At 66.0% G+C, this 26,347-nt stretch carries 21 protein-coding genes; 7 read left to right on the top strand and 14 right to left on the bottom strand.

Annotation, left to right across the window (positions count from 1 at the left end; translation table 11 throughout):
* The first annotated feature begins 115 nt into the window (after nt 1-115).
* Nucleotides 116-1,024, top strand: coding sequence for a LysR family transcriptional regulator (locus tag FIU88_RS00710; RefSeq protein WP_172977629.1), 909 nt, complete (start codon nt 116-118; stop codon nt 1,022-1,024).
* Nucleotides 1,025-1,056: 32 nt separating this feature from the next.
* On the opposite strand, the gene FIU88_RS00705 is transcribed toward FIU88_RS00710, so the two are convergent.
* The 3 genes from FIU88_RS00705 to FIU88_RS00690 form a co-directional block, all read right to left on the bottom strand.
* Entirely contained in the window at nt 1,057-1,377 is a 321-nt protein-coding gene (locus FIU88_RS00705; RefSeq protein ID WP_152477819.1) for a hypothetical protein, read from the bottom strand.
* 353 nt (nt 1,378-1,730) lie between these two features.
* Nucleotides 1,731-2,081, bottom strand: coding sequence for a phage holin, lambda family (locus tag FIU88_RS00695; RefSeq protein ID WP_016854078.1), 351 nt, complete (start codon nt 2,079-2,081; stop codon nt 1,731-1,733).
* Nucleotides 2,082-2,091: 10 nt separating this feature from the next.
* Nucleotides 2,092-3,342, bottom strand: coding sequence for a glycoside hydrolase family 68 protein (locus tag FIU88_RS00690; protein ID WP_152477817.1), 1,251 nt, complete (start codon nt 3,340-3,342; stop codon nt 2,092-2,094).
* 264 nt (nt 3,343-3,606) lie between these two features.
* Here FIU88_RS00690 and FIU88_RS00685 point away from each other — a divergent pair, with 264 nt between their 5' ends.
* Nucleotides 3,607-3,825, top strand: coding sequence for an ogr/Delta-like zinc finger family protein (locus tag FIU88_RS00685; RefSeq protein ID WP_016854080.1), 219 nt, complete (start codon nt 3,607-3,609; stop codon nt 3,823-3,825).
* A gap of 529 nt (nt 3,826-4,354) precedes the next feature.
* On the opposite strand, the gene FIU88_RS00680 is transcribed toward FIU88_RS00685, so the two are convergent.
* From FIU88_RS00680 to FIU88_RS00670, 3 genes are read right to left on the bottom strand one after another with little or no spacing between them, the layout of a single operon-like run.
* Nucleotides 4,355-5,716, bottom strand: a complete 1,362-nt coding sequence (locus FIU88_RS00680) for a VOC family protein (RefSeq protein ID WP_152477816.1) — start codon at nt 5,714-5,716, stop codon at nt 4,355-4,357.
* Between the two features lie 59 nt (nt 5,717-5,775).
* On the bottom strand, nt 5,776-9,063 hold the full coding sequence (locus FIU88_RS00675; RefSeq protein ID WP_152477815.1) for an FAD-binding and (Fe-S)-binding domain-containing protein: 3,288 nt from the start codon (nt 9,061-9,063) through the stop codon (nt 5,776-5,778).
* The gene (locus tag FIU88_RS00670; RefSeq protein WP_152477814.1) at nt 9,060-10,307 is read right to left on the bottom strand and encodes an aspartate aminotransferase family protein; all 1,248 of its coding nucleotides are present in this window, start codon (nt 10,305-10,307) and stop codon (nt 9,060-9,062) included. Before FIU88_RS00670 ends, FIU88_RS00675 begins: the two co-directional genes overlap by 4 nt.
* 248 nt (nt 10,308-10,555) lie before the next feature.
* Between FIU88_RS00670 and FIU88_RS00665 the strand changes: the two genes are divergently transcribed.
* Nucleotides 10,556-11,461 (top strand): LysR substrate-binding domain-containing protein, encoded by a 906-nt coding sequence (locus FIU88_RS00665; RefSeq protein WP_152477813.1) that lies wholly within the window; start codon nt 10,556-10,558, stop codon nt 11,459-11,461.
* Here the strand turns inward: FIU88_RS00665 and FIU88_RS00660 are convergent.
* Nucleotides 11,458-12,381, bottom strand: coding sequence for a LysR family transcriptional regulator (locus FIU88_RS00660; RefSeq protein WP_152477812.1), 924 nt, complete (start codon nt 12,379-12,381; stop codon nt 11,458-11,460). The two genes, FIU88_RS00665 and FIU88_RS00660, sit on opposite strands and share 4 nt — an antisense overlap.
* Nucleotides 12,382-12,502: 121 nt before the next feature.
* On the opposite strand from FIU88_RS00660, the gene FIU88_RS00655 reads away from it, so the two are divergent.
* The 3 genes from FIU88_RS00655 to nhaC all read left to right on the top strand — a co-directional run bounded on the left by FIU88_RS00655 (nt 12,503) and on the right by nhaC (nt 17,000).
* On the top strand, nt 12,503-13,996 hold the full coding sequence (locus FIU88_RS00655; RefSeq protein WP_152477811.1) for an aldehyde dehydrogenase family protein: 1,494 nt from the start codon (nt 12,503-12,505) through the stop codon (nt 13,994-13,996).
* A gap of 93 nt (nt 13,997-14,089) precedes the next feature.
* Nucleotides 14,090-15,370 carry an FAD-binding oxidoreductase gene (locus FIU88_RS00650; RefSeq protein ID WP_152477810.1) on the top strand — a complete coding sequence of 427 codons (1,281 nt, stop codon included), beginning with the start codon at nt 14,090-14,092 and terminating at the stop codon, nt 15,368-15,370.
* 91 nt (nt 15,371-15,461) lie between these two features.
* Nucleotides 15,462-17,000, top strand: coding sequence for a Na+/H+ antiporter NhaC (gene nhaC / locus FIU88_RS00645; protein WP_152477809.1), 1,539 nt, complete (start codon nt 15,462-15,464; stop codon nt 16,998-17,000).
* Nucleotides 17,001-17,063: 63 nt separating this feature from the next.
* On the opposite strand, the gene FIU88_RS00640 is transcribed toward nhaC, so the two are convergent.
* Nucleotides 17,064-17,504: a globin gene (locus tag FIU88_RS00640; RefSeq protein ID WP_152477808.1), complete on the bottom strand. Its 441-nt coding sequence runs from the start codon at nt 17,502-17,504 to the stop codon at nt 17,064-17,066.
* Nucleotides 17,505-17,726: 222 nt separating this feature from the next.
* Here FIU88_RS00640 and hmpA point away from each other — a divergent pair, with 222 nt between their 5' ends.
* Nucleotides 17,727-18,896: an NO-inducible flavohemoprotein gene (gene hmpA / locus FIU88_RS00635; protein WP_152477807.1), complete on the top strand. Its 1,170-nt coding sequence runs from the start codon at nt 17,727-17,729 to the stop codon at nt 18,894-18,896.
* Nucleotides 18,897-18,967: 71 nt separating this feature from the next.
* On the opposite strand, the gene FIU88_RS00630 is transcribed toward hmpA, so the two are convergent.
* The 6 genes from FIU88_RS00630 to FIU88_RS00605 form a co-directional block, all read right to left on the bottom strand.
* Complete coding sequence (locus tag FIU88_RS00630; RefSeq protein WP_301339545.1) at nt 18,968-19,732, bottom strand: amino acid ABC transporter ATP-binding protein; 765 nt, start codon at nt 19,730-19,732, stop codon at nt 18,968-18,970.
* Between the two features lie 61 nt (nt 19,733-19,793).
* The gene (locus FIU88_RS00625) at nt 19,794-20,894 is read right to left on the bottom strand and encodes an amino acid ABC transporter permease (RefSeq protein WP_152480079.1); all 1,101 of its coding nucleotides are present in this window, start codon (nt 20,892-20,894) and stop codon (nt 19,794-19,796) included.
* A 10-nt stretch (nt 20,895-20,904) separates the two neighbouring features.
* On the bottom strand, nt 20,905-22,083 hold the full coding sequence (locus FIU88_RS00620) for an amino acid ABC transporter permease (protein ID WP_152477806.1): 1,179 nt from the start codon (nt 22,081-22,083) through the stop codon (nt 20,905-20,907).
* Nucleotides 22,084-22,157: 74 nt separating this feature from the next.
* Nucleotides 22,158-23,186 carry an amino acid ABC transporter substrate-binding protein gene (locus FIU88_RS00615; RefSeq protein ID WP_016854099.1) on the bottom strand — a complete coding sequence of 343 codons (1,029 nt, stop codon included), beginning with the start codon at nt 23,184-23,186 and terminating at the stop codon, nt 22,158-22,160.
* Between the two features lie 222 nt (nt 23,187-23,408).
* Nucleotides 23,409-24,146, bottom strand: coding sequence for a ribonucleoside-diphosphate reductase (locus FIU88_RS00610; protein ID WP_152477805.1), 738 nt, complete (start codon nt 24,144-24,146; stop codon nt 23,409-23,411).
* Nucleotides 24,147-24,218: 72 nt separating this feature from the next.
* Nucleotides 24,219-26,330, bottom strand: coding sequence for an adenosylcobalamin-dependent ribonucleoside-diphosphate reductase (locus FIU88_RS00605; RefSeq protein ID WP_152477804.1), 2,112 nt, complete (start codon nt 26,328-26,330; stop codon nt 24,219-24,221).
* Nucleotides 26,331-26,347 lie beyond the last annotated feature (17 nt).

Here is a 26,347-nt window from a genome sequence, read left to right as displayed (position 1 = left end):
AGCATGTCAGGGCCCCTTTAATGCCTCAAATGCAAATAAAAGCGCCAAATAATTTGCTTTTTGCATTAATGTGCTATTGTTATCAATAGCCACTACTCCATGCAAGAGTAAGGATATGCTGCATCGCCTAGAGTTCCTTGATTTACAAGCCTTTATCCTGGTCGCAGAGCTGGGCTCCTTCCACGAGGCCGCACAACGTCTCCATCTCTCTCAACCGGCCCTATCCCGACGAGTTCAAAAGCTCGAGGAGCTGCTGGAGGTCGAACTGCTGGCACGAACCACTCGGCGCACGCGGCTGACCCCCATCGGAACGGACTTCCTTCCCCGTGCGAGGCGCATGATCGAGGAGTACGAATCATCGATCCTGGGCATTCGTGAGCTGGCCACCCACCAGAAGGGAACGGTCACCATCGCCTGCATCCCCACCGCAGCGTTCTATTTCTTGCCTAGCGTGATACGTGGCTTCAGCGAGGCATGGCCGGGAATCCGCATCAAGATCCTCGATGTCAGCGCCAAGGAAGGATTGGAGAAAGTCATCAGCGGTGAAGCCGACTTCGGCATCAATATGTTCAGCGCACAAAGCCCCGAAGTCTCTTTCACACCGCTGCTACAAGACCCGTTCGTTCTAGCGCTACGTTCCGATCATCCCCTGGCGGATAAAGACCAGATCGTATGGTCCGACCTCGAACAGGTCAGGTTGATCACCGTGAGCAGAGACAGTGGCAACAGGATGCTACTGGACAATACGCTCTCGGCTGAAGGCATCAGGTTGAATAGCTTCTACGAAGTCCAGCACCTCTCCACCTCTCTAGGCCTTGTCGAATCAGGCCTTGGCGTGGCGATCCTGCCCAAAATGACCATGCCTGGCCCCGACCATGACACCCTGTGTTCACGTGAGCTTCCTGAGCCACGCGTTCAGCGCACCATCGGACTGGTGAGAAGCAACTCGCATAGTATTTCCAGTACAGCCCAGTTGTTCATCGATATGCTGCTCGAACATTGGGGGAAATCTACATTCTCATGAGAGTTACTGGATCTGATGGTGAATGATCATGCTTAAAAAATATCGATCATGAAGAGTGCCGTCTTGCACGACGGAGGCAGAATTCGTCGGTTTTCGTCCGGCAGGAAATTCAGCCGCGAGACGTTATGGCGGGCTTGCCTGATGCAGGTGGCAGAACACGGCCAGATGTCGCCACGCAGAGTAAGGAGGCCTCCGACCGCGGTCGCGGCGATCGCTTGCAGGAGGCGCAGCGCTCTTGGACAGGGCACCTCGTTGTTGCCGGGAGAGGCCACCCGGGCTGTCATCGACAGCACTTGCGAGATCCACGATAGGCCGGTGAGAGGCGAGCTCGAGACGGCCTGGTGTGTATCCATGCCCTACACTATTCCTCCCGGCCCAATGCATAAATGACAATGGGATAGCTATTCTCATCAACGCCATGTGACGTTCCCAACAATCTCCACCCTTCTTTCAAAAGCTCATTGACTTCCTTCAAAAGTGATGAGTGCCTAACTTCAACTATGTCAAAGTGCTCTGTTAACATATCTGGACCCCTACTGTCCGCTTGCCACATGTGCTTATTGGTCGACATTTATCATGCCACACGATACTAGCATCTATCATGGAATGATCAAGATAACGCACTAGAAGCTGAAAGTAATAGCTATTTCCACCGCCTCTTGATTAAAGGAGATAAGAAAGATCCCATAGCCTATGTGCAGCATGGTTATGATACCTTGCTGCTGATGGCTTTATCTATGAAAAAGCGTACTTTCTGAACACCCATGAACCCTATGACGCCTCCTACGGTAACCGTCAACTCATCAGACACACCGAGATAGTTCATCAGGGAGTAAGACACGAAGGTCAAACAGCCACATAGCATTGCTTCAAGCAAAACCTCTAGCTTCCCTCCCCCTTTTGAGACAACTCTCAATGTTGATATGACGACAGAGACCAGCATTCCTGTGAGGAGTGAATCTCCCTTGAAGAGATCTTTTGCGACGACGATCACACTCGATATGTCCATTTTCCCGCCCTTTATAAGGTGGCGGACAAAGAGTCCGCCACCATACATCGCGCCTTCCTTATTTGGTTACCACATTGCCCATCGGAGGAATAAATCCGTAGTCGTACTCCTTGACAACATAGGTGTTGTTTCCTTCGATCTTGAGTTCCAAAGTCGGCGCCTCAGTGCCGCCGATGCGGTAGTCTTCGGTCTTGCCACCTTTCTCTACGCTATCGATAAAGGATGTCACAAGGCCATTCGGCATCACGCAGTGCGAGTATGTCTGGAACGGCTGGGAAGAGGGGTTGCCCAGCACAAGGCCTGACCCGTTCAGCGGCTCAAACGGCCCGAACAAGGAGTCACTAACAAAGCCATATACCCCATCAGGGCCATCCAGGCCATCGGAATAGGTGTACTGGTGACTGATGGTGAACAGATAGTACCTCCCATCCTTGAACACGAAGTGCGGACGCTCCAACTGGTCGTTCACGCCAACTGCGGTGACCAGCGGCGGGAGGAGCTCCCAGTTATCCCCTGTCAGGTCGGTCGCAACGGCAATGCCAACACAACCACTCTGGAAACGGGCACCGCCGACCTCCTCGAAGCCAGGCGGAACATGCCCCATGTCTTCGGTAGTGATGACATGCTCACCGATATTGCCGGCCACATTGCCTTCAAACAGCATGTACAGCTTGCCGTCATTCGGATCAATGAAGGGAGCAGGATCACGGAAGTTGGTGAGCGGATTTTGATCCATTGTCTGATAGTAGACACCATCGGCGGTGAAGAGCTCTTTTACATCATCGAAACCATGCAGCTCGACTTCCGTTTCCGTGGTGACGATACGGCCTTTGACTTTCGCCATGGTCGCCCCGGGGGTGACGGCGGTATAGTAGAGCTCCATATCACCTTTGTCGTTGAGCAAAATAGGCGTGCCAGCCCACTCTCGCGTGGTCGGGGAAACGCCTTCTTGCATTACCCGCCCGCCAAAGATCCAGCTTTTACTATCCTTAGCGTACCAGTAGCACATGCGTGCCCGCCCATGACGGTCCGTCCAGTCGGAGTCAATATCGTAACTACCATCTTCATAGGTAAACTCTTCGGGCTTACGATCAGCGGTGAGAGTGAAGATGATCGACCAGCCATCGACTGATACCACATCACCGTTCAGGTTCCGGAGCGGCATGGTATCCCAGATGAAGAGATCGTCGTCCAGCACCGGGAAGTCATAGCCGACCTCGGGTTGAGTCGTGGTCGGGTCATCGAACGTCACTTTAAGTGCATCTGCACGAGACCAGGAAGCGGTTTGAATCTTATCTTGGATAGACATTGTGTAATACTCATGTTGATGAATGAGGCTTCATAAGAACATGAGCGATTCCTTGTCGAAAGGGAAGCATGTTTGCCCACCTCTCACACAACATGCCCCCCTTTGGTAACAGGGAAATGTTGTGTGATTGATGAAAAATCACGCTCCGGTTGTGCTTGGGTTAGGGTTGGATTATAAATGCGTGAATAAGCTTTATCTTATTGATATAGACAAGAAAACTTCGGCTTATCATGCATTTTTCCATCACCAACAAAGGCACCCACTATGATGCGCTGTCCAGTATGCGAAAGTTCGGCACACACGAGAACGAGTCGCTATATCACGAGAACGATGAAGGAAGCCTATTATCAGTGCCAGAGCATTTCTTGCTCTTGTACCTTCAAGACCATAGAGAGCCTGGAGAAGATCATCAGCGCTCCTGCTTCTGAGGAAGAGATGCCAAAAAAAATGCCCGACATCAAGACACCTGTTGCTGGCTGTTAATGTCTCCATCGACACTCTGCCCCCGCCCCTTATTTTATTCTTGATAGATAGATGCATATGGCCGCGGTCATCTTTCATTGTTAGGTGGCGAAAAAATTTGGTCGGTCATCTTAATCGATTCAGATTTTGATCCCATGAATGGCCTCGACCTTGAGGCGGTGAAAGACGCTCTCGGCACAGGCGTTGTCGCCGCCGTTCGTCGTGAACTTGCGGGCTGTCTTGGCACGTAGGCCTTGCCGCAGGACGCTGGCTGTAGGCCCGGAAGTCGCGGGTACGGGTCTACTTCATCGACGTTGCTTGCCTGGCCATGGTTCACCTCGTTCAGTGTACTGACTTAACGGGGTGTCCACTGATGCCGGACGAGATCAATCAGCGTGAGGTCGAGGCCGCCGGACAGCGGCGACAGCGTATCGAGGAGAGACAGCAGCGGCATGCGGGATCCCGGTCCATGGGCGGAACCCCGTCATGGCCGAGCGCCGCCCTCGCGAGGCAAGGCGGCGCCGGAACCGGGCGCGTTGGGGCCGGCGGCTTAGCCGGCCAGCGCCTCGCGCACCGCGGCCAGCGAGGCGCGTTCCCGCTCTGCATAGAGGGTGAGCTCGTCGGTCACCGCCGCGCCCAGGTCGGCCTCGAAGGCCGCACGGTTGGCGTGGCCGGCGTAGGCCTCACCGCCGCCGTCGCCCAGGTTCGACTGAAAGATGCCCGCCGCGCTGACCGGCAGGAAGTCCTCGTAGGTGATCGGCCGGGCGACCACCAGGCCGCGCTCGATCAGCGCCTCGGGGTCCGAGGCGTCGACCGGGCCGGAGGCACGCCCGGCGTCGGTCAGCCGGTACTCGAAGAACGCCAGGCCGCGGCGGCGCAGCGTGGCCTCGTCGTCCGGGAAGTCGGCGAAGGCCTCGGCCAGGGCCCGCTGATGATCTTCATGGGCGAGCCCGGCGGTGCGCTCCCTGGAAGCGGCGAGCAGGCGATCGTAGAGCGCCCGGCCCTCGGCGGTCAGCGCCACGCCGCGCTGCTCGATCTCGCCGAAGCGCGCGGTGTGGGTACCCCGGTGATCGCCGGCGAAGCGGATCGCCTCCTCCAGCGCCTTGAAGCTGGTCTGGCGCAGCAGGATCGGGCAGTCGCGGCGCGGCGGGCCCTCGATCACCGCCTTGGGGCTCATGCCGGCCGCCGGCATGCGTCGCTGGACCTCGTCGATGTCCAGGGTGCGGGGGGTCAGGTGGTTGATGTGCGGCCCGCGGAAGCAGACCACGTCGGCGATCAGCCGGTGCTCGGCGTGCAGCGCCTCGTAGGTGGCCAAATCCACGGTGGCGTCGCGGTGCCAGCGGAAGGTCTCCAGCGCCGCGGTGACGAAGCGCTCGGCCTGCTCGTCGGTGAGCCCGCCCTGGTGCTCGGCCAGCGCGATCAGCTCCCGGGCCTCGGGGGTGAAGATGTCGCGCTGGGCCAGGATCGTCGCGGCCCGCTCGCGCAGTTCGGCGCTCTCGATCAGCTCCAGGCGCAGCAGCGAGGTGAAGAGGCGGAAGGGATTGCGCGCCAGCGCCGCGTCGTCGACCGGCCGGAAGGCGGTGGAGTGCACCGGCACGCCGGCCTCGGCGAGGTCGTAGTAGCCCACCGGATGCATGCCCATCACCGCGAACAGCCGGCGCAGCATGGAAAGCTCCTCGGCGCTGCCGACGCGGATGGCGCCGTGGCGCTCGACGCCGAGGCGGCCCAGCTCGTCAAAGGCCTCGAGGCGCTCGGCCAGGGCCGGATCGCGCGTCAGGGTCTCGCGGTTCACCTCGTCGACCAGCGCCAGCAGGGCCTCGTACTGGGGCACCTCGGCCTGGTACATGGCCGACATGGCCTTGGAGAAGCGGTCGCGGATCTCGTCGGCGGAGACGCAGGAATGAGTGGTCATGTCATCTACCTCGTTGGTCTCTTGTTGGAAGTATCACAGCGTTTTTAGTGCACGGGACCTCAGGTGGCACGTTTGAGCGCGGTCAGAAGCCCCTGCAGCGGATGGGGCAGGGCGACATCCGAGAGCCGCCTGGCCTGGCTGCGGCAGGAGTAGCCGCTGGCCAGCAGCCGACCGGCGTTGGCCGGGTCCTCGACCTTGGGCTGCCAGGACTGGGCGTAGATGGTCTTCGAGGTCTCGAGGTTGCGCGCCTCGTGACCGTAGGTGCCGGACATGCCACAGCAGCCGGTGGCGACCACCTCGAGCTCGAGGCCGAAGGCGGCGAACAGCCGCTGCCAGGCCCTGGGCGTGCCCGGGGCATTGGTTTTCTCGGTGCAGTGGGCGAGCAGCCGGTAGCCGGGATCGTCGAGGCGGGCGCCCTGCGGCGCCAGCTCGGGCGCTCGCTCTGCCAACCGCTCACTCAGCCATTCGGGCAGCAGCTGCACCTCGGGCACGGCCTCGGCGCCCAGCGCCTTCACGTACTCCTGGCGGTAGGTCAGGGTCATCGCCGGGTCGATGCCGACCAGCGGCACCCCGAAGTCGGCCAGCGTCCGCAGGCGCTCGGCCTGCTTCTCGGCGGTGCGCTCGAAGGCGCCGAGGAAGCCCTGCACGTGCAGTGGCTTGCCGTTGGGCGCGAAGGGCGCGACGAACACCCGCACGTCGAGGCGCTCGAGCAGCTCGACCACGTCCATCACCAGCCGGGACTCGAAGTGGCTGGTGAAGGCATCCTGCACCAGCACCACGCTGTTGGCCTTCTGGGCCGCGGTGAGTCGGCCAAGCGTGGTCGGCGTGGCCTCGGGCACGCCCCAGGCCTCGAGCTGCTTGTCGAGGCGCGCCCGGGACAACCGGGGGCTGTCGACCATGCCCACGGGGCCTGCCAGCAGGCGGCTGATCCAGCGGTTGCCCAGGGCGGCGTTGTAGAGCGGCGCGACGCGGGACAGCGCCGGCATCATGAACTCCAGCCCGCCGATCAGGTAGTCGCGGGGCGGACGCAGGTAGCGGCCGTGATAGACCTCGAGGAACTGCGAGCGGAAGGTCGGCACGCTGACCTTCACCGGGCACTGACCGGCGCAGGACTTGCAGGCCAGACAGCCCGCCATGGCGTCGTAGACCTCGTGGGAGAAGTCGTCCTCGCCGCGGCGTTTGGCCAGGGTGTTCTTCAGCTTGCCGGGGAAGGCCTTGAGCGCGCCCCAGACGCCGCCGCGTCGGGCGTCGCGCGAGGCCTCGAGCACGTCGACGCCGGCCTCGCCCTGCAGGCGCAGCCATTCGCGCATCAGGCTGGCGCGGCCCTTGGGCGAATGGATGCGCTGGCGGGTGGCCTTCCACGACGGGCACATGGCGTCGTCGGGATCGTAGTTGTAGCAGGCGCCGTTGCCGTTGCAGTAGACGGCGTCGCCATGGGCCTGCCAGACCCGCTCGTCGATCCGGCGGTCATGCTGGCCGCGGGTCGGCACCCCGTCGATGGCCAGAAGCCCCGGGTCGACCCACTTCACGGCCTGCTCGTCGTCGTTCTCGGCTTCTGAGGTCTCGCTCTCTGCCGAGGGAGCCGTACCCGCGTGTTCGGGCGGTTGGAAGAGAGTCGCATCGTCGGGCGGGTGGGAAAGACCCGCGGTTTCGGGCGGGATTGAGGGTGCCGCGTCTTCGGGCGGCATAGTAGCCCTACCCGCGTCTTCGGGCGGGGGAAATGAAGAGAAAGGCGTCGCGATCTTGCCCGGATTGAGCTGGTTATGCGGGTCGAAGGCGCCCTTGAGCCGCTGCAGGCTCGGGTAGAGCGGGCCGAAGAAGGCCGGGGCGTACTCCGAGCGCACGCCCTTGCCGTGCTCGCCCCACAGCAGGCCGCCGTATTTCTGCGTCAGCGCGGCGACCTCGTCGGAGATCTCGCGGATCATCGCCTCCTGGGCCGGGTCCTTCATGTCCAGCGCCGGGCGCACGTGCAGCACGCCGGCGTCGACGTGGCCGAACATGCCGTAGGCCAGGCCGCGGGCGTCGAGCAGGGCGCGGAACTCGGCGATGTAATCGGCCAGCTGCGCCGGCGGCACCGCGGTGTCCTCGACGAAGGGCAGCGGGCGCTTCTCGCCCTGGACGTTGCCGAGCAGGCCCACGGCGCGCTTGCGCATGCCGTAGACCCGGGTGATCGCCGCGCGGCCCACGGCCTGGGTGTAGCCCAGGCGGGTGACGCTGTCGTCCTCGGCGAGGTGCGCGCAGAAGGCCGCGACCCGCTCACTCAGGCGCTCGGGATCGTCGTCGTTGAACTCGACCAGGTTGATGCCGTGGGTCGGCGTGTCGCCGGTGTCAGGAAAGAACTCGCCGACGCTGTCCCACACGACGTCCTGCTGGGCCAGGCCCAGCACCTTGTCGTCCACGGTCTCGATGGAGGTGGGGGCGGCGGAGCTTGCCATCAGCGCCTTGGCGTCGCGCAGGGCGTCCATGAAGCCGGCGTAGCGCACGTTGACCAGGGTCGAATGCTTCGGGATCGGCAGCACGTTGAGCACCGCCTCGCTGGTGAAGGCCAGCGAGCCCTCGGCGCCGCACAGCACGCTGTTGAGGTCGAACTTGCCGTCCTCGGTGCGCAGATGGGCGAGATCGTAGCCGGTCAGGCAGCGGTTGAGCGGCGGGAAGGTCTCGCGGATACGCTCGCGCTCGGTGTCGATGATCTCGCGGGCCATGCGATGCACCCGGCCCACGGCGTCGTCGCGCTGGCACAGCGCCTCGAGCTCGTCGTCGTCCACCGGGCGGGTGACCAGGCGCTCGCCGCCGAGCAGCACGCTGTCGAGTTCGAGCACATGGTGGCGGGTCTTGCCGTATTCGCAGCTGCCCTGGCCGCTGGCATCGGTGGCGATCATGCCACCGAGGGTGGCGCGGTTGGAGGTGGAGAGCTCGGGGGCGAAGAACAGTCCGTGGGGCTTGAGCGCGGCATTGAGCTGGTCCTTGACCACGCCGGCCTGGACGCGCACCCGGCGCGCCTCGACGTCGATGTCGAGGATGGCGTTCATGTGCTTGGAGACGTCGACCACCAGGCCGTCGGTGAGCGACTGGCCGTTGGTGCCGGTGCCGCCGCCGCGGGGGGCGAGCGCCACCCGGCGGAACTCGTCGCGAGCGGCCAGCCGGGCCAGGCGCTCGAGATCGGTGGCGTTGCTGGGATAGATCACCGCCTGGGGCAGGCGCTGGTAGATCGAGTTGTCGGTGGCCAGCACCGTGCGGTTGGCGTAGTCGGGGGCGATCTCGCCCTCGAAGCCGGCGTCCGCGAGGGCCTCGAGGAAGTGACGATACACCTCGACGGTGGCCTGACTCGTCTCTAGCCGGGCGATCATGGCGTCAGCGTCTCCAACGCGCGGGTAATACGTGCCAAGCCTTCGTCCATGATCTCGGGCTCGATGGTCAGCGGCGCCAGCAGACGCAGCACGTTGCGCCGCCGCCCGCTGGGCATGAGCAGCACGCCGGCTTCTCGGCCGGCCGCCAGCAGCGCCGCCAGGTGCTCGGCGCCCGTGGCGTTCTCGGTATCCTCGAAGACGATGCCGCGCATGGCGCCGACCCCGGTCAAGGCACCCACCATCGGGAAGCGCTCGCGCCAGTCATCATGCGTCGCGACGATGGCCGCCTCCTGGGCCTCGCCCCACTGGTGCAGGCGATCTTCGCTCATCAGGTTCATGACCGTCCTGGCGGCGGCGCAAGCCACGGCATTGCCCGAATAGGTGCCGCCCAGCCCGCCCTTGGGCAGGGCGTCCATGAGCGATGCCTTGCCCGCCACCGCGGCCAGCGGCAGGCCTGCGGCCATGCTCTTGCCCATCAGCAGCAGGTCGGGCCCGATCCCCAGGTGGGAGAACGCGAAGCGTTGCCCCGTCCTCCCGAAGCCGGACTGGATCTCGTCGAGGATCAGCACGATGCCGTGCTCATCGCACAAAGACCGAAGGCGGCCGGCGAAGTCGGCATCGAGCAGGCGAAAGCCGCCCTCCCCCTGAACCGGCTCGACGATGATCGCCGCCACCTCGTCGCTGGGCACTTCCACCTCGAAGAGACGCGTCAGCGCCGCCATGGCCTCGCCGGCACTCACGCCGCTGTCCTGACTGGGAAACGGCAAGTGGAACACCGGCCCCGGCAGAGCGCCGAGCCGGCTCTTGTAGGGCTTGACCTTGCCATTGAGGTTGAGCGCCGCCAGGGTTCGGCCGTGAAAGCCGTCGTCGAAGGCGATCACCGCCTGGCGACCGGTGGCGGCACGGGCCACCTTGAGCGCGTTCTCGGTGGCCTCGGCGCCGCTGTTGGTGAGCATGCAGGACAGCGGGTAGTCCACCGGCACGAAGGCATCCAGGGCCTCGACCACCTCCAGGTAGCCGCGGTGCGGCAGGGCATTGAAGGCGGAATGCATCAGCGTCTCGACCTGGACCTTGACCGCCTCGACGACGGTCGGGTGACCATGTCCCAGGTTGAGCACGCCGATGCCGCCGATGAAGTCGATATAGTGCCGGCCCTGCTCGTCCCAGACCTCGGCATTACGCCCCCGCTCGATGCAGAGGGGATGCACGATGCCCAGCGAGCCACTGATGTGGGGAAAGTCCATGCGCGGTTCCTTGAATCCTCGGGAGTCGTTGTAGCGATGATGAAACCAGCGCCCCACGAGGGCTTCAAACGAAAAAAAACGCGCTATCCATTCCTTAATTTCATGATCACGAAGAAGAAAGCCGTCGAAACCGCAGCGTTACCGGCGACATGAATGCCAGATGGGAATGGTTTATCGCCCCCCCCCAACATCGGCATCAGGCCGTGCGATTGGCTAGAATGGCGCTTTTGCGCGGGAGCCGAGACCCCATGACGGCACGTCACCTGCCTTCGACCATTACCATGCAATGCTTCGAGGCGGCCGCACGGCACATGAGTTTCACCCGGGGCGCCGAGGAGCTGAGCCTGACCCAGAGCGCCATCAGCAAGCAGGTCGCCCAACTGGAGGACTACCTCCAGCACAAGCTGTTCCGGCGCGTCCGTCGCACCCTGGTGCTGACGCCTGAGGGCTCGTTGTACCTGACCGAGGTGCGCAAGATCCTCGCCCAGATCGAGATGTCGGCGAATGCCATCATGACCTACAGCGGCCACGGCGAGGTCCTGCGGGTAGCGACCCTGCCGACCTTCGGCAGCCATTGGCTGAGCGCCCAGTTGCCGGCCTTCTTCACGGCCCACCCGGGCATCCGCCTGAGCATCACCGACCGGGTACAGGCCTTCGACCTGGAGGAGCAGGACATCGACGTGGCCTTCTTCCACGGCCACGGTCGCTGGCCCAGTCTGGAGTGCCACAAGCTGTTCGATGAGGAAGTGGTGGCGGTAGGGGCGCCGGCCTATCTGGCCCGCTGGCGACTCGAACGGGCCTCGGACCTGGCCGACTGCCACCTGCTGCACCTGTCCACCCGCCCGGACGCCTGGCACCGCTGGTTCGACGATCAAGGCATCACCACCGCCCGCAGCTACCACGGCACTCGCTTCGAGACCTTCCAGATGCTGATCCGCACGGCGATGGCGGAAGGAGGCCTGGCGCTGGTGCCTCGCTTCATGGTCGACGCCGAACTCGCCACGGGGCGCCTGGGTCTCGCCTGGCCCCATGCGCTGCGCAGCCCCGACGCCTACTACCTGGTCTACCCGGAACCGCTCGGCGAGCTCGCCAAGGTCCGCCACTTCGTCTCGCATGTGCTGACCTGCGCCGAGACTGGCCTCGGATCGGGCTAGTTCGCCGGGCGGGCGCCATGAACGTGCGCCGGCGCCTCGAGATGGTCGAGGATCCAGTCGATGAACCCCCGCACCTTGGCGACCTCGCCCTTGTACTCGGGATAGGCCAGGTAATAGGCATCACGGCTGGTCAGCGCGAACGCCCAGGGAATCGTCAGTTGACCGGCCGCCAGCTCCTCCTCGACCAGGAAGCGGGGCACCAGCGCCACGCCGCAGCCCGCCCGGGCGGCGCTCACCGCCATGTAGAAGGTATCGAAACGCGGCCCGTGATAGCTGTGGACGGTATAGCAGCCCTGGGCCTCGAACCAGTCGTGCCACGCCTCGGGCCGCGTCGCGCTCTGCAGCAACACCAGCTCGGTCAAGGCCAGCGGGTTGTCGATGCCACCGACAGGCACCACCGTTGGAGCACACACCGGCACCATGGTCTCGTCGAGCAGCTTGATGCACTCCGCCTTCGGCCAGGCCCCATGGCCGAAGAAGAAGGCCACGTCGACCCGCTCTTCCTCGAGGTCGAAGGGCTCCACCCGGTTGGCGATGTTCAGGTAGACCCCAGGATGGCGGAAGCGATAACCGTTGAGCCGCGGGATCAGCCAGCGGGCACCGAAGGTCGGCAGCGTGGTGACGTTGAGCACCTCGCTCTGGCCACCGTAGGACTGCATGTAGCGGGTGGACATCTCGACCTGGGCCAGCACCTTGCGCACCTCGGTCAGGTACAGCGACCCCTCCGGGGTGACCTGCAGCCGCTTGCGAACCCGGCGAAACAGGGGATGCTCGAGTACCGACTCGAGCTGCGCGACCTGCTTGCTGACGGCGCTCTGGGTCAGGCTCAGCTCCTCGGCGGCGCGGGTGAAACTCAGGTGCCGGGCCGAAGCCTCGAAACACTGCATGGCGGAGAGGGTAGGCAGGTGGCGACGGCTCATCTCGACCCTTACAAGAAAAAATAGAATGACCTCCGTATAAAACGTCGTTTGAGGCTCGCTCGCAACCCCAGCAATACTGCTCGCGTCTCCCATCACACCCATATGAGCAGTAGGAGGAAGAATGATCGAGTCCATCATGCAGCGCCTCGGGGTCAGCGAATCCCTGTACCGGGACGGCGACTATGCCGTGACCTCACCCACCGACGGCGGCGAACTCGGCCGGGTGGCACTGGAGGGCGGCGAGCAGGTCAAGGCGCGCATCGACCGCGCCCAGTCGGCCTTCGAGGCCTGGCGCCAGGTGCCGGCCCCGCGCCGCGGCGAACTGGTGCGCCTGTTCGGCGAGCAATTGCGCCGCCACAAGGAAGATCTCGGCACCCTGGTGACCCTGGAATGCGGCAAGATCTACCAGGAAGGCCTCGGCGAAGTGCAGGAAATGATCGACATCTGCGACCTCGCCGTCGGTCAGTCCCGCCAACTGTATGGCCTGACCATCGCCTCGGAGCGCCCCGGCCACCACATGCGCGAGAGCTGGCACCCGCTGGGCCCGATCGGCCTGATCACCGCCTTCAACTTCCCGGTGGCGCCCTGGGCCTGGAACGCCGCCCTGGCGCTGGTCTGCGGCAATAGCCTGCTGTGGAAACCCTCCGAAAAGACCCCGCTGTGCGCCCTGGCCTGCCAGGCGCTGCTCGAGCGCGCCATGGCCGAGTTCGGCGACGAGGCACCGGCGGACCTCAGTCAGGTGATCATCGGCGCGCGTGAGGCCGGCGAGGTGCTCACCGACGACCCCCGCGTGCCGCTGATCAGCGCCACCGGCAGCACCCGCATGGGCCGCGAGGTCGCCCCCCGCGTGGCCACCCGCTTCGGCCGCAGCATCCTCGAGTTAGGCGGCAACAACGCCATGATCCTGGCACCCAGCGCCGATCTGGACATGGCCGTGCGCGCCATCCTGTTCTCCGCGGTGGGCACCGCCGGCCAGCGCTGCACCACCCTGCGCCGCCTGATCGTCCACGAATCCGTGCGCGATGAGGTCCTCGAGCGGGTCAAGAAGGCCTATGCCGGCGTGACCATCGGCGACCCGATGGGCGGCAGCCTGGTCGGTCCGCTGATCGACGCCCAGGCCTTCGACCAGATGCAGTCGGTGCTGGGCAAGGCCCGCGAGCAGGGTGCCAGCGTCTTCGGCGGCGAGCGGAAGCTGGCCGACGACTACCCCAATGGTTACTACGTGGCCCCGGCTATCGTCGAGGTGGAGCGCCAGGACGAGATGGTCAAGCACGAGACCTTCGCCCCGATTCTCTACGTGATGAGCTACCGCGACTTCGACGAGGCGCTGGCCCTGCAGAACGACGTCCCCCAGGGGCTCTCTTCCTGCGTGTTTACCACCGACGTGCGCGAGGCCGAGGCCTTCGTCTCCGACCAGGGCAGCGACTGCGGCATCGCCAACGTCAACATCGGCCCCAGCGGCGCCGAGATCGGTGGTGCCTTCGGCGGCGAGAAGGAGACCGGCGGCGGCCGCGAGTCCGGTTCCGATGTCTGGAAGAGCTACATGCGTCGCCAGACCAACACCGTCAACTATTCCCGCGAACTGCCGCTGGCCCAGGGCATCAAGTTCGACTGAACACGACCGCCGTTCCCGGCCTCGTCGGGGACGGCGGCAGCGTCACGCACTTCGCCGATCAGGGCTCCATCCAATGACAAGACAGGAGGCGTCATGAAGGAAGGGTGTTTGTGGCACGACACCTCCCCCGAGCCGACATTGCCGCTGGCGCCGCTGCAGGCCGACCACACCTCCGAGGTGGCGGTGATCGGCGGCGGCATCACCGGGCTGTCCACCGCCCTGCACCTTGCGGAGGCCGGGGTCGGGGTGACCCTGCTCGAGGCGGGGGAGATTCCCAGCGGTGGCTCGGGGCGCAACGTAGGCCTCGTCAATGCGGGGCTGTGGATCCCCCCGGACGACATCTGCGAGGCCCTGGGCGAGCGGGACGGTGAGCGCGCCAATGCGATCCTCGGCGGCGCCCCCGCCGAGGTCTTCTCGCTGATCGAACGCCACGCCATCGATTGCCGGGCGACGCGCAGCGGTACCCTGCATCTGGCGCACAACGCCAAGGGAGAGCAGGAACTAGCGCGCCGCGTAGACCAGTTCCAGCGGCGCGGCGCGCCCGTCGAGCTGCTGGAGGACGAGGCCTGCCGGCAGAAGACGGGCACCCAGCGCATTCGCTGCGCCCTGCTCGATCGTCGGGCCGGCACCATCAACCCCGCGGCCTACACTCGTGGGCTGGCCCGGGCTGCCGCCGCCGCAGGTGCACGGCTGCATGGCCACAGTGCGGCGACGGGGATCGCGCGACACGGCTCGGACTGGCGCGTCACCACCGCCGAGGGCAGCGTCACTGCCCCACGCCTGGTGATCGCCACCAACGCCTATACCGAAGATCACTGGAATCAGGTGCGCCGGCACTTCTTCCCCGGTCACTTCTTCCAGGTCGCCTCACATCCGCTGCCGGACGAGATCGCCGGCGATATCCTGCCCGAGCGACAAGGCGCCTGGGATACCCGCATGGTGCTCAGCAGCATGCGTCGCGACAGCGAGGGTCGACTGATCCTCGGCAGCCTGGGCAAGGGAGATGGCCGGCCTCAGGCCTATGTCCGCGGCTGGGCCGACCGCATCCAGCGCCACTACTTTCCCCAGCTGGGGCGCGTCGACTGGGAATGCACCTGGACCGGACGGATCGCCTTCACGCCCGACCACACCCTGCGGCTGTTCGAACCCGCGCCCGGGATCCTGGCCGCCTCGGGCTACAACGGACGCGGCATCACCACCGGCACGGTCGTCGGCAAGGGCTTCGCCCACTACCTGGCCAACGGCGACGACAGTCTGCTGCCGCTGCCGATCCGCACCCCGAAGCCGATACGCGCCAAGCCCCTTTGGAGCTCCGGCTACGAGAGCGGCTTCACGCTCTATCACACCGGCCAATGCCTGAGGGTATTGATCTGAGAGCCGTCGACCCTCGCCAGGAGATATGACGACCAGGATGTCACGCTTGATCGATCGCCTTTGACACGTCATCGAGACCAAGGAAAACAACATGACCGACCCAACAACAACATCGTCTGTCCATCGTCAGGCACCGGGACTGCTGCTGGCCCTGACCCCGGTGATCCTGACCCTCGTCGCCATCGGGGTACAGATCTTCCATTTCGGCGACTTCACCCCGCACATCCCGCTGGCCATCGGCCTGGCGATCACCTCCCTGGTGGGCATCAAGCTGGGCTTCTCGTGGAAGCGCATCGAGGAAGGCATCTTCCACGTCATTCACGTTTCCCTGCCGTCCGTCTCGGTGCTGATCTGTGTGGGCATGATCATCGGCGTGTGGATCGCCAGCGGCACCGTGCCATCGCTGATCTATTACGGCCTGACGCTGCTCTCGCCGACCGTGTTCCTGGCGGCAGCCATGCTGCTGTGCTCGGTGGTGTCGCTGTCGCTGGGCACCTCCTGGGGCACGGTCGGTACGGTAGGGCTGGCACTGATGGGCATCGGGGCGGGCTTCGACATCCCGATGTACTGGACCGCCGGCGCCGTGGTCTCGGGGGCCTTCTTCGGCGACAAGGTCTCGCCGCTGTCGGACACCACCAACCTCGCGCCGGCCGTCACCGGCACCGATATCTTCTCCCACATCAAGAACCTGATGCCGACGACGATCCCCGCCATGCTGATCGCCCTGGCCATCTATCTGGGGGCAGGTTTCACCCTGATCGATGACCAGAACGCCTCCTTCGACCGGATCACCGCCATCACCACGGCCCTCGAGACCAACTTCACCATCTCGCCCTGGTTGCTGCTGCCCGCGGTGCTGGTGATCGCCCTGGCGGTCAAGCGCATGCCGCCTATCCCCTCGCTGTTCGCGGGCGTCCTGGCCGGTGCGGTCACCGCCATGCTCGTCCAGGGAGCCGGCCTGCATGAAGTGGTCACCTACGCCAACTATGGCTATACGATCGACACCGGCGTCGGCGCCATCGACAGCCTGCTCAACCGCGGCGGTATCCAGTCGATGATGTGGACCATCTCGCTGGTGCTGATCGCCCTGGGCTTCGGCGGCGCCTTGGAAAAGACCGGCTGCCTCGAAGCGATCATTCGCGCCATCATGGCCCGGGTGCGCAGTTTCCGCGGCGTGCAGACCTCGGCCATGATCACTTCGCTGTCCACCAACCTGGTCGCCGGCGACCCCTACCTGTCCATCGCCCTGCCCGGCCGCATGTACGCCCCCACCTACCGAGGCCTCGGTTACTCGACCCTGAACCTGTCGCGAGCGATCGAGGAAGGCGGCACCCTGATGTCACCGCTGGTGCCCTGGAACGCCGGCGGGGCCTTCGTGATCAGCGCGCTGGGGCTGGGTATCGCCGACGGCAATGTCGAGAACCTGCTGTACATTCCGCTGGCCTTCGCCTGCTGGCTGTCGCCGATCATCGGCGTGTTCTATGCCCAGACCGGGCTGTTCTCGCCCAAGGCCAGCGCCGAGGAGCGCCGCCACTGGCAGGAGCAGGGGGAGGCCATCGCCACCGACCTAGGCGCCTGCCAGGCCGCCGCCGAAGAGAACCACCCGCGACATACCCAGCCGACCAGCTGATCCGAAACCGTCATACGAAAAAAGATAGGGTGCTCGCCTGTCCATCAGGCGGGCACTTTCATTTCATGTCTTTTCATCTCCCACCGGCGCCTCCCGGTCGTAGTGGAACTTCATGTAGGCGATGCCCGGCGCCATCACCAGGCGCCAGGCCAGCTCCTGCTCGTCGCCGCACTCGGGATCGTATTCGCGCAGCGTCGCCATCATCGTCTCCAGCCAGCGGTCGTAGAGCGCCGGGCGGATGTCCAGATGCCTGCGGCTGTGGCGGATCGCCACCCGCGCCAGGTAGTCGCCGTCGTGGCTGGCCGCGTAGAGGCTCAGCAGGTGGTAGAACGACTTCTTGAGCATCGCCTGCTGGCGCGCCATGTCGATGTCGCGGAACTTCTCGGCCACCTCCGACGAGCCGTCCAGGAAGCGCCGGTAGAAGGCATCGAAGAAGCCCTGCCCCTCGATCTCGTGGGCCAGGGCGCGCGCGTAGCTGGCATCGAAGACCTTGATGATATCCATGCCCGATTCCCCGCCGCTGCTTCGCCTGCCTTGAAGCCTAGCCGCCTGTCTCCCTCCCGGCGACGTCCGGGCAAGCCTCGGGGCGGAGCCGGATCCCGATCGGGATCGGCACGAGGCGCGACTGCGACAATCTGGACCAGGGGCCTGGGTGTTCGCCCGCCTCTTTTAGATGTAATTTAAATGCATCTTTAAGAGACGCCGCCCATCCCCAGGAGCCCGCCCATGTTGACCCACGCCCAGGAAAGCCTGATCGCCGCCACCGCTCCGGTGGTCGCCGAGCATCTCGACGCCATCACCCGGCGCTTCTACCCGCTGATGTTCGCGCGCTATCCCGAGGTCGCCTCGCTGTTCAACCAGACCCACCAGGCCAACGGCGGCCAGCCGCGGGCGCTGGCCGCCGCCGTGCTGGCCTACGTGCAGCTGCGCCAGGACCCCGAGCGGGTGCGCGAGGCGCTGGCCACGGTGGTCAGCAAGCACGTGTCGCTGGACATCCGCCCCGAGCAGTATCCGATCGTCGGCGAGTGCCTGATGGCGGCCATCGGCGAGGTGCTGGGCGACGCCGTGACGCCGGAGATCGCCGACGCCTGGGGCGCGCTCTACGAGGAGCTGGCCGGCCGGCTGATCGAGCTGGAGGAACAGCGCTACCGCGCCTTCGAACACCGTCCCGGCGGCTGGCGCGGCCCGCGCGAGTTCCGCCTCGCCGAGACGCGCCAGGAAAGCGCGGTGATCCGCTCCTTCGTGCTGGAGCCCACCGACGGCGGCGCGGTGGCCGAGCACCTCCCCGGCCAGTACATCGGCGTACGCCTGACCATCGACGGCCGTCCGGTCCATCGCCACTACAGCCTCTCGGCGCTGCCCAACGGCCGCAGCGTTCGCATCTCGGTGAAGCGCGAGGACGGCGGCGTGGCCAGCCGGCACCTGCACGATGCCATGGCCGTGGGCGACACCCTCGAGCTGCTGCCGCCCGCCGGCGAGCTGACCCTGGTGGCCGGCGACGAGCCCCTGCTGCTGGCCAGCGCTGGCGTCGGCCAGACGCCGATGCTGCCGATCGCCCGCCAGGCCCTGGCCGAGGGTCGCCGGGTGGTCTATCTGCACGCCGCCCAGGACGCCGAACAGCGCGCCTTCGCCGACGAGCTCGCGGCCCTGGCCGCCGAGCATCCCGAGCGGCTGACCGCGGTCAGCGTGCACGAGCGCGGCGACGGCGCCGATCACCTCGGCCGCGTGGACCGCGACCTGCTGGCCCGCTACCTGCCCGAGGGCGCGCGCTGCTACTTCGTCGGCCCCCGGGGCTTCATGTCCGCCGTGGATCGCTGCCTGAAGGAGCTGGGCATTCCCGACGAGCGTCGCCACTACGAGCACTTCGGCCCGGCGCGCGCCCTCGACGCCGCCTGATCGTTGCGGAAAACCAGAACGGCCCGGACGCCTTGGCGTCCGGGCCGTTGTCGTTGGTGCCCGGGGCTCGCTTAATGACCGAGAATCTGGCTCAGGAACAGCTTCGTGCGGTCCGACTCCGGATGGTTGAAGAAGGTCTCCGGCGGGGCCTGCTCGATGATCTGCCCCTGGTCCATGAAGATGACGCGGTCGGCCACGGTCTTGGCGAAGCCCATCTCGTGGGTCACGCAGAGCATGGTCATGCCGTCCTGGGCCAGCTCGACCATGACGTCGAGCACCTCCTTGATCATCTCCGGGTCCAGCGCCGAGGTCGGCTCGTCGAACAGCATCACCTCGGGGCGCATGCACAGCGCCCGGGCGATGGCCACGCGCTGCTGCTGGCCGCCGGAGAGCTGGCCCGGGTACTTGTGCGCCTGGTCGGCGATGCGCACCCGCTCGAGGAACTCCATGGCGGTCTTCTCCGCCTCGGCCCTGGGCTTCTTCTGCACCCAGGTCTGGGAGATGCAGCAGTTGTCGAGCACCGAGAGGTGCGGGAACAGGTTGAAGTGCTGGAAGACCATGCCGACGTTGCGGCGGATCTGCTCGATGCGCTTCACGTCCTGGGTCATGGTCACGCCGTCGACGACGATGCGGCCCTGCTGATGCTCCTCGAGGTGGTTGAGGCAGCGGATCAGGGTCGACTTGCCCGAGCCCGAGGGCCCGCAGATGACGATGCGCTCGCCCTTCGCCACTGTCAGATCGATGTCGCGCAGCACGTGGAAGTCGCCGTACCACTTGTTGAGCCCCTCGACCGAGATCATCGGGTCGGGGGCGCTGGCCGTGTTGGTGGTCGCCATGCCGGTGTTTCCTCGTTCTTGAAAGCGTGTTGTTACGTGCTTGTTATTCCATGCCTGCCGGTCAGTTCCTGTGGCCGGTATGCAGGCGCCGCTCGATATACTGGCTGTAGCGCGACATGCTGAAGCAGAAGATCCAGAACATCAGCGCCGCGAACACGTAGCCCTCGGTGGCGAAGCCCAGCCAGTTGCTGTCGGTGAGCCCGGCGCGGATGATCGCCAGCAGGTCGAACAGGCCGATGATCAGCACCAGCGAGGTGTCCTTGAACAGCGCGATGAAGGTGTTGACGATGCCGGGGATCACCAGCTTCAGCGCCTGGGGCAGCACGATCAGTCCCATGCGCCGCCAGTAGCCCATGCCCAGCGCCTTGGCGGCCTCCTCCTGGCCCTTGGGAATGGCCTGCAGCCCGCCGCGCACCACCTCGGCCATGTAGGCGCTCCAGAAGAACATGATGCCGATCAGGGCCCGCAGCAGCTTGTCGAACTCCACCTCGGTGGGCACGAACAGCGGCAGCATCACCGAGGCCATGAACAGCACCGTGATCAGCGGCACGCCGCGCCAGAACTCGATGAACACCACGCACACGCCGCGCACCAGCGGCATCCGCGAGCGACGCCCCAGCGCCAGCACCACGCCCAGCGGCAGAGAGCCGACGATGCCCACGACGGCCACCGTCAGGGTCAGCATCAGCCCGCCCCACTCGCGGGTCGGCACCGCCATCAGCCCGAAGTGGCCGCCGAGCAGCAGCACGTAGGCCACCACCGGGAAGCCGACCAGGGCGAACAGCCCCACCCAGCGCTTGGCCGGCAGCCGGGGGATCGCCAGCCAGGCGATCAGCAGCCCCAGCATCAGGAACACCGCATCGACCCGCCAGCGGGCGGCCTCGGGGTAGAAGCCGTAGACGATGGTCTCGAAGCGGGCGCTGATGAACACCCAGCAGGCGCCCTCGCCGCTGCAGGCCTCGCGGGTCGAGCCCAGCCAGTCGGCGTCGATCAGCCCCCACTGCACCAGCGGCCACAGCCCCCAGCCCAGCACCGCCAGCACGATGAGGGTGATGACGCTGTTGAGCGGCCCGTCGAAGAGGTTGGCGCGCAGCCAGCCCATCACGCCGCGGCGCAGGTCCGGCGGCCGGCGCGCCTCGATCATCTCGATTCGTGTCGCCATCTCGGCCATGTCAGCGCTCCTTCATCAGGGTGCGGGCGTTGTAGAGGTTCATCAGCGCCGACACCACCAGGCTGATCAGCAGGTAGACCGCCATGGTCATGGCGATGATCTCGATGGCCTGGCCGGTCTGGTTGAGGGTGGTGCCGGCGAACACCGCCACCAGGTCCGGATAGCCGATGGCCGTGGCCAGCGAGGAGTTCTTGATCAGGTTGAGGTACTGGCTGGTGAGCTGGGGCACGATGACCCGCATCGCCTGGGGGATGACGATCTTGCGCAGGGTGATGTTGCCGGGAAGGCTGATCGCCCTCGCGGCCTCGACCTGCCCGCTCGGCACCGACTGGATGCCCGAGCGCACGATCTCGGCGATGAAGGAGGCGGTGTAGATCGCAAGCGCCAGCCACAGCGCCATCAGCTCGGGGATGATCGTCACCCCGCCCTGGAAGTTGAAGCCGGACAGCGCCGGCACGTCCCAGGCCAGCGGCCGCCCGGTCACCAGGAACACCGCCAGCGGCAGGCCGATCAGGATCAGCGCGCCGAGCCGGTAGACCGGCAGTGCCCGGCCGGTGCGGGCCTGAAGCCGCCGCGCGTAGAGCGACAGCCCCACCACCGCGGCCACCGCCAGGGCCAGCGCCCAGAGGGTGGCGTCGAAGCCCGGCTGGGCCACCGGGGCCGGCATCACCAGGCCGCGCACGTTGAGGAACAGCGCCTCGAACAGCGACAGGCTCTGGCGCGGGCTGGGCAGCGCCTGGAGCACGGCGAAGTACCAGAACAGGATCTGCACCAGCAGCGGAATGTTGCGGAAGATCTCGACGTAGGCGGCGGCCAGCCGGGCCAGCAGCCAGTTGCTCGAGAGCCGGGCAATGCCCACCGCGAAGCCGATGACCGTCGCCGCGACGATGCCGAGGCCGGACACCAGCAGGGTGTTGAGCAGCCCCACCACGAAGGTGCGGCCGTAGGTGCTGTCGCCGCTGTAGGCGATCAGCGTCTGGGGAATGGAGAAGCCGGCCCGCTCCTGGAGGAAACCCAGGCCGGTGGTGATGCCCCGGGCCTCGAGGTTGGCCAGGGTATTGGTCACCAGCATCACGATCAGCGCCGCCAGTCCCAGCAGCAGCAGGGCCTGGATCACCAGCGCGCGCACGGCGGGGTCGCGCCACAGCGGCCCCCGCTCGGAAGACGAAGAACGCAGCATGTCGAGCCTCGAATACGGGGTAACGGCCCCTCACCCCCGGCCGGGGGTGAGGGGGAGCGGAGGTTCGATGCCGATCAGCGGATGGGCGGTGCGTAGAGGATGCCGCCCTCGTTCCACAGCGCGTTCATGCCGCGGCCGATGGCGAGCGGAGACTCCTCGCCCACGGTGGCGGCGAACACCTCACCGTAGTTGCCCACCTGGGCGATGATGTCGTAGGCCCAGTCGTTCTCGAGGCCCATCTGCTCGCCGTAGTTGCCGTCATCGCCCAGCAGGCGCGCGACCTGGGGATTGGGCGGGTTCTGCTGCATCTCGTCGACGTTGTCGCGGGTCACGCCCAGCTCCTCGGCATTGACCATGGCGAACACCGACCACTTGACGATGTCCAGCCACTGGTCGTCGCCCTGACGCACCACCGGGCCCAGCGGTTCCTTGGAGATCAGCTCGGTGAGGATCTCCACGCTGTCCGGCTCCGGCAGCTGCAGGCGCAGGGCGCTGAGCTGGGAGGTGTCGGAGGTCAGGACGTCACAGCGGCCGCTGGCGAAGCCCTGGGCCGTCTGGTCCGGGGTGTCGAAGGTCACGGTGTCGATATCGATGCCCTTCGACGGGAAGTAGTCGGCCAGGTTGAGCTCGTGGGTGGTGCCCGACTGGATGCAGATGGAGGCGCCGTTCAGATCCTCCAGGCTCTCGATGCCGAGGTCCTTGGCGACCATGAAGCCCTGGCCGTCGTAGAAGGTGGTGGTGGTGAAGTTGAGGCCCAGGGAGTTGTCGCGGGTGGCGGTCCAGGTGGTGTTGCGCGAGAGCAGGTCGATCTCGCCGGACTGCAGGGCGGTGAAGCGCTCCTTGGCGGTCAGCGGGGTGAAGACCACCTTCTCCGGGTCGCCGAAGATGGCCGAGGACACCGCGCGGCAGGTCTCGACGTCCAGCCCCTGCCAGGTGCCGTTCTCGTCCGGCGAGGAGAAGCCGGACAGCCCGACGTTGACGCCGCAGCGCAGGTTACCGCGCTCCTTCACCTCGTCGAGGGTGGCGGCCGAGGCGCTGCTGACCGCCGTCAGGCCGAGGGTCGCGACGGACAGGGCGATCAGCGTCTTGTTGTTGTAGCGCATGATCTTGACTCCATAGCTGTGGGTAGAAGGTTTGTGCTTGTTATTCGCAGGACGAACATAACAGAGCCGGACGCCGGCGCACCGGCTTGCATTTAAACGTTCGATTTGCCCTGCCCTGCTGCGTCGCGACAAGAAAGCCCCGGCATCGGCCGGGGCTGACGGTCGCGACGGGGATCGCCTCTCATCTCGCCGAGCGTTGACCGGCGAGGCGATCCGCACCCGTCAACCGCACTTGGACCAGCCGCAGCCCGAGTAGCAGGTCGGACAGCCGTCCATCATCACCAGGTCACCCGCGCATTCGGGGCACTGGCCGACCACGGTGGGCCCGCCCTGGCCGGCCTCGGCCGCGCATTCGGCGTCGGCCTGTTCCTCGGGGCCGGGCGGATGCCAGGGCCGGCCGGCCAGGCGCCGGGCGTGGCGCGCCACCAGCTCCTCCACCGGCACCTGCAGGCCGTCCTGGTCGAGGAAGCCGCGCCGGTAGAGGATCTGCTGGATCGACCAGGCGATGGCGGCGACCTCGGAGTCGTGGAACATCGGCTTGCCCCAGCGGTTCATGCCGCAGCGCACCCGGCCCTTGTCCCAGGCCACCTTGCGCAGATCGGCCACCGCCTGGGTGACGTAGCCGCCGCGGGCGGCCAGCGACAGGCTGCGCATGGTGGCGGTGATCCACTGGTGCTCGCTGGACAGCTGGCCGGAGGGCAGGAAGAACTCCACCGGGCGCTCGATGACCACCGGCTCGCCGTTCAGCACGCCCTCCACCGGCATGAAGGACACCAGCAGGTAGACCTTGCGCCGGCCCTCGGCGCCGACGTAGGAGATCTTCTCCGACACCGCCTCCAGGGTGCCCTCGGGGCGCGAGGGAATGCGCCGCGTCAGCGGGTCCTCGTCGGCCGGCGGCGGCACGTCCTGGGCCTGGCGGACGCGGGAGGAAACGATCTTCGAGGTGATCTCGACGCTCATGACGGGGCTCCTGTGAAAGCGGATGCGGTGACGGTGGACGGACGGCCGTTCACGGCCGTCGCGAGCCCTGATTTACCACTTGCCATAGGTGCCCTCCTTGAGCGCCTCGTGCAGGTTGGCCGCGGTGTGCTCCTCGCCCTCGTAGAGCACCGTCTCGTCGCCGGAGAGCTCCAGCCGCTCGCCGTTCTCCAGCTCGAAGACGTAGACGGTGTTCTTGAGGTCGTCCTCGCGTACCAGCACGCCCTGGAAGGCCTCGGGGTTGAAGCGGAAGGTGGTGCAGCCCTTGAGCCGGCTGTCGTAGGCCGTCAGGTAGAGGTTCTGGAAGTCCTCGTAGGCGAACTCGGTGGACACGTTGACCGTCTTGGAGATCGCCGAGTCGATCCAGGCCTGGGCCGCGGCCTGCACCGCCACATGCTGCTCCGGCGAGACGCCGTCGGCGGTGACGAAGTAGTCCGGCAGGTCGCTCTCCACCGCCGCCGGCGCCACCAGATGGCGATAGGCGGCCAGTTCGAAGGAGACCACCTCGATCTGCTCCTTGGTCTTGCGCCCGGCGCGGATGACGTTGCGGAAGTAGCGGTGCGAGAAGGACGGCTCGATGCCGTTGGAGGCGTTGTTGCCCAGCGACAGCGAGATGGTGCCGGTGGGCGCGATGGAGCTGTGATGGGTGAAGCGCGCGCCGTGCTCGGCGAGCTCGGCGACGAGCTCCGGCTCGACCTCGGCGATCTTCTGCATGTAGCGGCTGTAGCGGGCGTGCAGGATCCGCCCCGGCACCCGGTCGCCGGCCTGATAGCCGTCCTGCTTGAGCTCCGGGCGCTCGCGCAGCATGCGTGGCGTCAGCTCGAAGGTCTCGGCCAGCACCGGCGCCATGCCCTTCTCCCTGGCCAGCGCCAGGGCCTGTTTCCAGCCCTCGACCGCCAGCACCCGGCTGACCTCCTCGGTGAAGGCCAGCGACTCCGGCGAGCCGTAGGGCAGCTTGAGCATGGTCAGCGCCGACCCCAGCCCCAGAAAGCCCATGCCGTGGCGGCGCTTGGCCTCGATCTCGCGGCGCTGGCCGTCGAGCGGCAGGCCGCTGATCTCCACCACGTTGTCGAGCATGCGGGTGAAGATCGCCACCACTCGGCGATAGCGCTCCCAGTCGAAGCGCGGCGCCTCGCCGAAGGGCTCGAGCACGAAGCGCGTGAGGTTGATCGAGCCCAGCAGGCAGGCGCCCTCGGGCGGCAGCGGCTGCTCGCCGCAGGGGTTGGTGGCGCGGATCTCCTCGCAGAACCAGTTGTTGTTCATGCGGTTGACCTGGTCGATCAGGATGAAGCCCGGCTCGGCGAAGTCGTAGGTGGAACGCATGATGGTGTCCCACAGCGCCCGGGCGCGGACCGTCTCGACCACGCGGCAGGCCACCCGGCCCTCGGCGTCGAGGAGGTAGCCCTCCTCGATGGCCGGCCAGTCGCGATAGACCAGCTCGCCGTCGTCGACGTCGTCCTGCTCGGCGGGGTGCAGCGGGAACGCCAGCGGCCAGTCGGCGTCGGCGCGCACCGCCTCCATGAACTCGTCGGTGATCAGCAGGCTGAGGTTGAACTGGCGCAGCCGGCCGGCCTCGCGCTTGGCCTCGATGAAGCTCTTCACGTCCGGATGGCCGACGTCGAAGGTCCCCATCTGGGCGCCGCGGCGCCCGCCCGCCGAGGCCACGGTGAAGCACATCCTGTCGTAGATATCCATGAACGCCAGCGGGCCGTTGGTGCCGGCGCCGGCGCCGAACACGAAGGCGCCGCGGGGGCGCAGGGTGGAAAAGTCATAGCCGATGCCGCAGCCGGCCTTGAGGGTCATGCCGGCCTCGACCACGCCCTCGAGGATGTCGCGCATCGCATCGTGGAGGGTGCGGGACACCGTGCAGTTGATCAGGCTGACCGCCGGCTTGACGGCCTCCGCCCCGGCGTTGGCGACGATGCGCCCGGCCGGGATGGCGCCATTGTCCAGCGCCCAGCGGAACTGGGGCAGCCAGGCCTCGGCGTCGTCTTCCACCGCGGCCAGCGCCCGGGCCACCCGCTCCCGGGTGGCGCCGGGGTCGGCGTCCACCGGCCGGCCGTGACGATCCTTGAGGCGATACTTGCTGTCCCAGATATCGAGGGAAGGCGCCTGCAGCGGCACCTCGTCGACGCGGGAGGCTTCCCTGGCAGTGGTGGTGCGCATCGGGTCTCTCTCTATGT

The sequence above is a fragment of the Halomonas sp. THAF12 genome (assembly GCF_009363675.1).
Lineage (GTDB): Bacteria > Pseudomonadota > Gammaproteobacteria > Pseudomonadales > Halomonadaceae > Halomonas > Halomonas smyrnensis.
This window is presented reverse-complemented; position numbering and strand designations above follow the sequence as displayed.

Bases quoted from the DNA above. Each gene is read 5' to 3' on its own strand.
- FIU88_RS00710 (WP_172977629.1), top strand. From the start codon at position 116: ATGCTGCATCGCCTAGAGTTCCTTGATTTACAAGCCTTTATCCTGGTC.
- FIU88_RS00705 (WP_152477819.1), bottom strand. From the start codon at position 1,377: ATGGATACACACCAGGCCGTCTCGAGCTCGCCTCTCACCGGCCTATCG.
- FIU88_RS00695 (WP_016854078.1), bottom strand. From the start codon at position 2,081: ATGTATGGTGGCGGACTCTTTGTCCGCCACCTTATAAAGGGCGGGAAA.
- FIU88_RS00690 (WP_152477817.1), bottom strand. From the start codon at position 3,342: ATGTCTATCCAAGATAAGATTCAAACCGCTTCCTGGTCTCGTGCAGAT.
- FIU88_RS00685 (WP_016854080.1), top strand. From the start codon at position 3,607: ATGATGCGCTGTCCAGTATGCGAAAGTTCGGCACACACGAGAACGAGT.
- FIU88_RS00680 (WP_152477816.1), bottom strand. From the start codon at position 5,716: ATGACCACTCATTCCTGCGTCTCCGCCGACGAGATCCGCGACCGCTTC.
- FIU88_RS00675 (WP_152477815.1), bottom strand. From the start codon at position 9,063: ATGATCGCCCGGCTAGAGACGAGTCAGGCCACCGTCGAGGTGTATCGT.
- FIU88_RS00670 (WP_152477814.1), bottom strand. From the start codon at position 10,307: ATGGACTTTCCCCACATCAGTGGCTCGCTGGGCATCGTGCATCCCCTC.
- FIU88_RS00665 (WP_152477813.1), top strand. From the start codon at position 10,556: ATGACGGCACGTCACCTGCCTTCGACCATTACCATGCAATGCTTCGAG.
- FIU88_RS00660 (WP_152477812.1), bottom strand. From the start codon at position 12,381: ATGAGCCGTCGCCACCTGCCTACCCTCTCCGCCATGCAGTGTTTCGAG.
- FIU88_RS00655 (WP_152477811.1), top strand. From the start codon at position 12,503: ATGATCGAGTCCATCATGCAGCGCCTCGGGGTCAGCGAATCCCTGTAC.
- FIU88_RS00650 (WP_152477810.1), top strand. From the start codon at position 14,090: ATGAAGGAAGGGTGTTTGTGGCACGACACCTCCCCCGAGCCGACATTG.
- nhaC (WP_152477809.1), top strand. From the start codon at position 15,462: ATGACCGACCCAACAACAACATCGTCTGTCCATCGTCAGGCACCGGGA.
- FIU88_RS00640 (WP_152477808.1), bottom strand. From the start codon at position 17,504: ATGGATATCATCAAGGTCTTCGATGCCAGCTACGCGCGCGCCCTGGCC.
- hmpA (WP_152477807.1), top strand. From the start codon at position 17,727: ATGTTGACCCACGCCCAGGAAAGCCTGATCGCCGCCACCGCTCCGGTG.
- FIU88_RS00630 (WP_301339545.1), bottom strand. From the start codon at position 19,732: ATGGCGACCACCAACACGGCCAGCGCCCCCGACCCGATGATCTCGGTC.
- FIU88_RS00625 (WP_152480079.1), bottom strand. From the start codon at position 20,894: ATGGCGACACGAATCGAGATGATCGAGGCGCGCCGGCCGCCGGACCTG.
- FIU88_RS00620 (WP_152477806.1), bottom strand. From the start codon at position 22,083: ATGCTGCGTTCTTCGTCTTCCGAGCGGGGGCCGCTGTGGCGCGACCCC.
- FIU88_RS00615 (WP_016854099.1), bottom strand. From the start codon at position 23,186: ATGCGCTACAACAACAAGACGCTGATCGCCCTGTCCGTCGCGACCCTC.
- FIU88_RS00610 (WP_152477805.1), bottom strand. From the start codon at position 24,146: ATGAGCGTCGAGATCACCTCGAAGATCGTTTCCTCCCGCGTCCGCCAG.
- FIU88_RS00605 (WP_152477804.1), bottom strand. From the start codon at position 26,330: ATGCGCACCACCACTGCCAGGGAAGCCTCCCGCGTCGACGAGGTGCCG.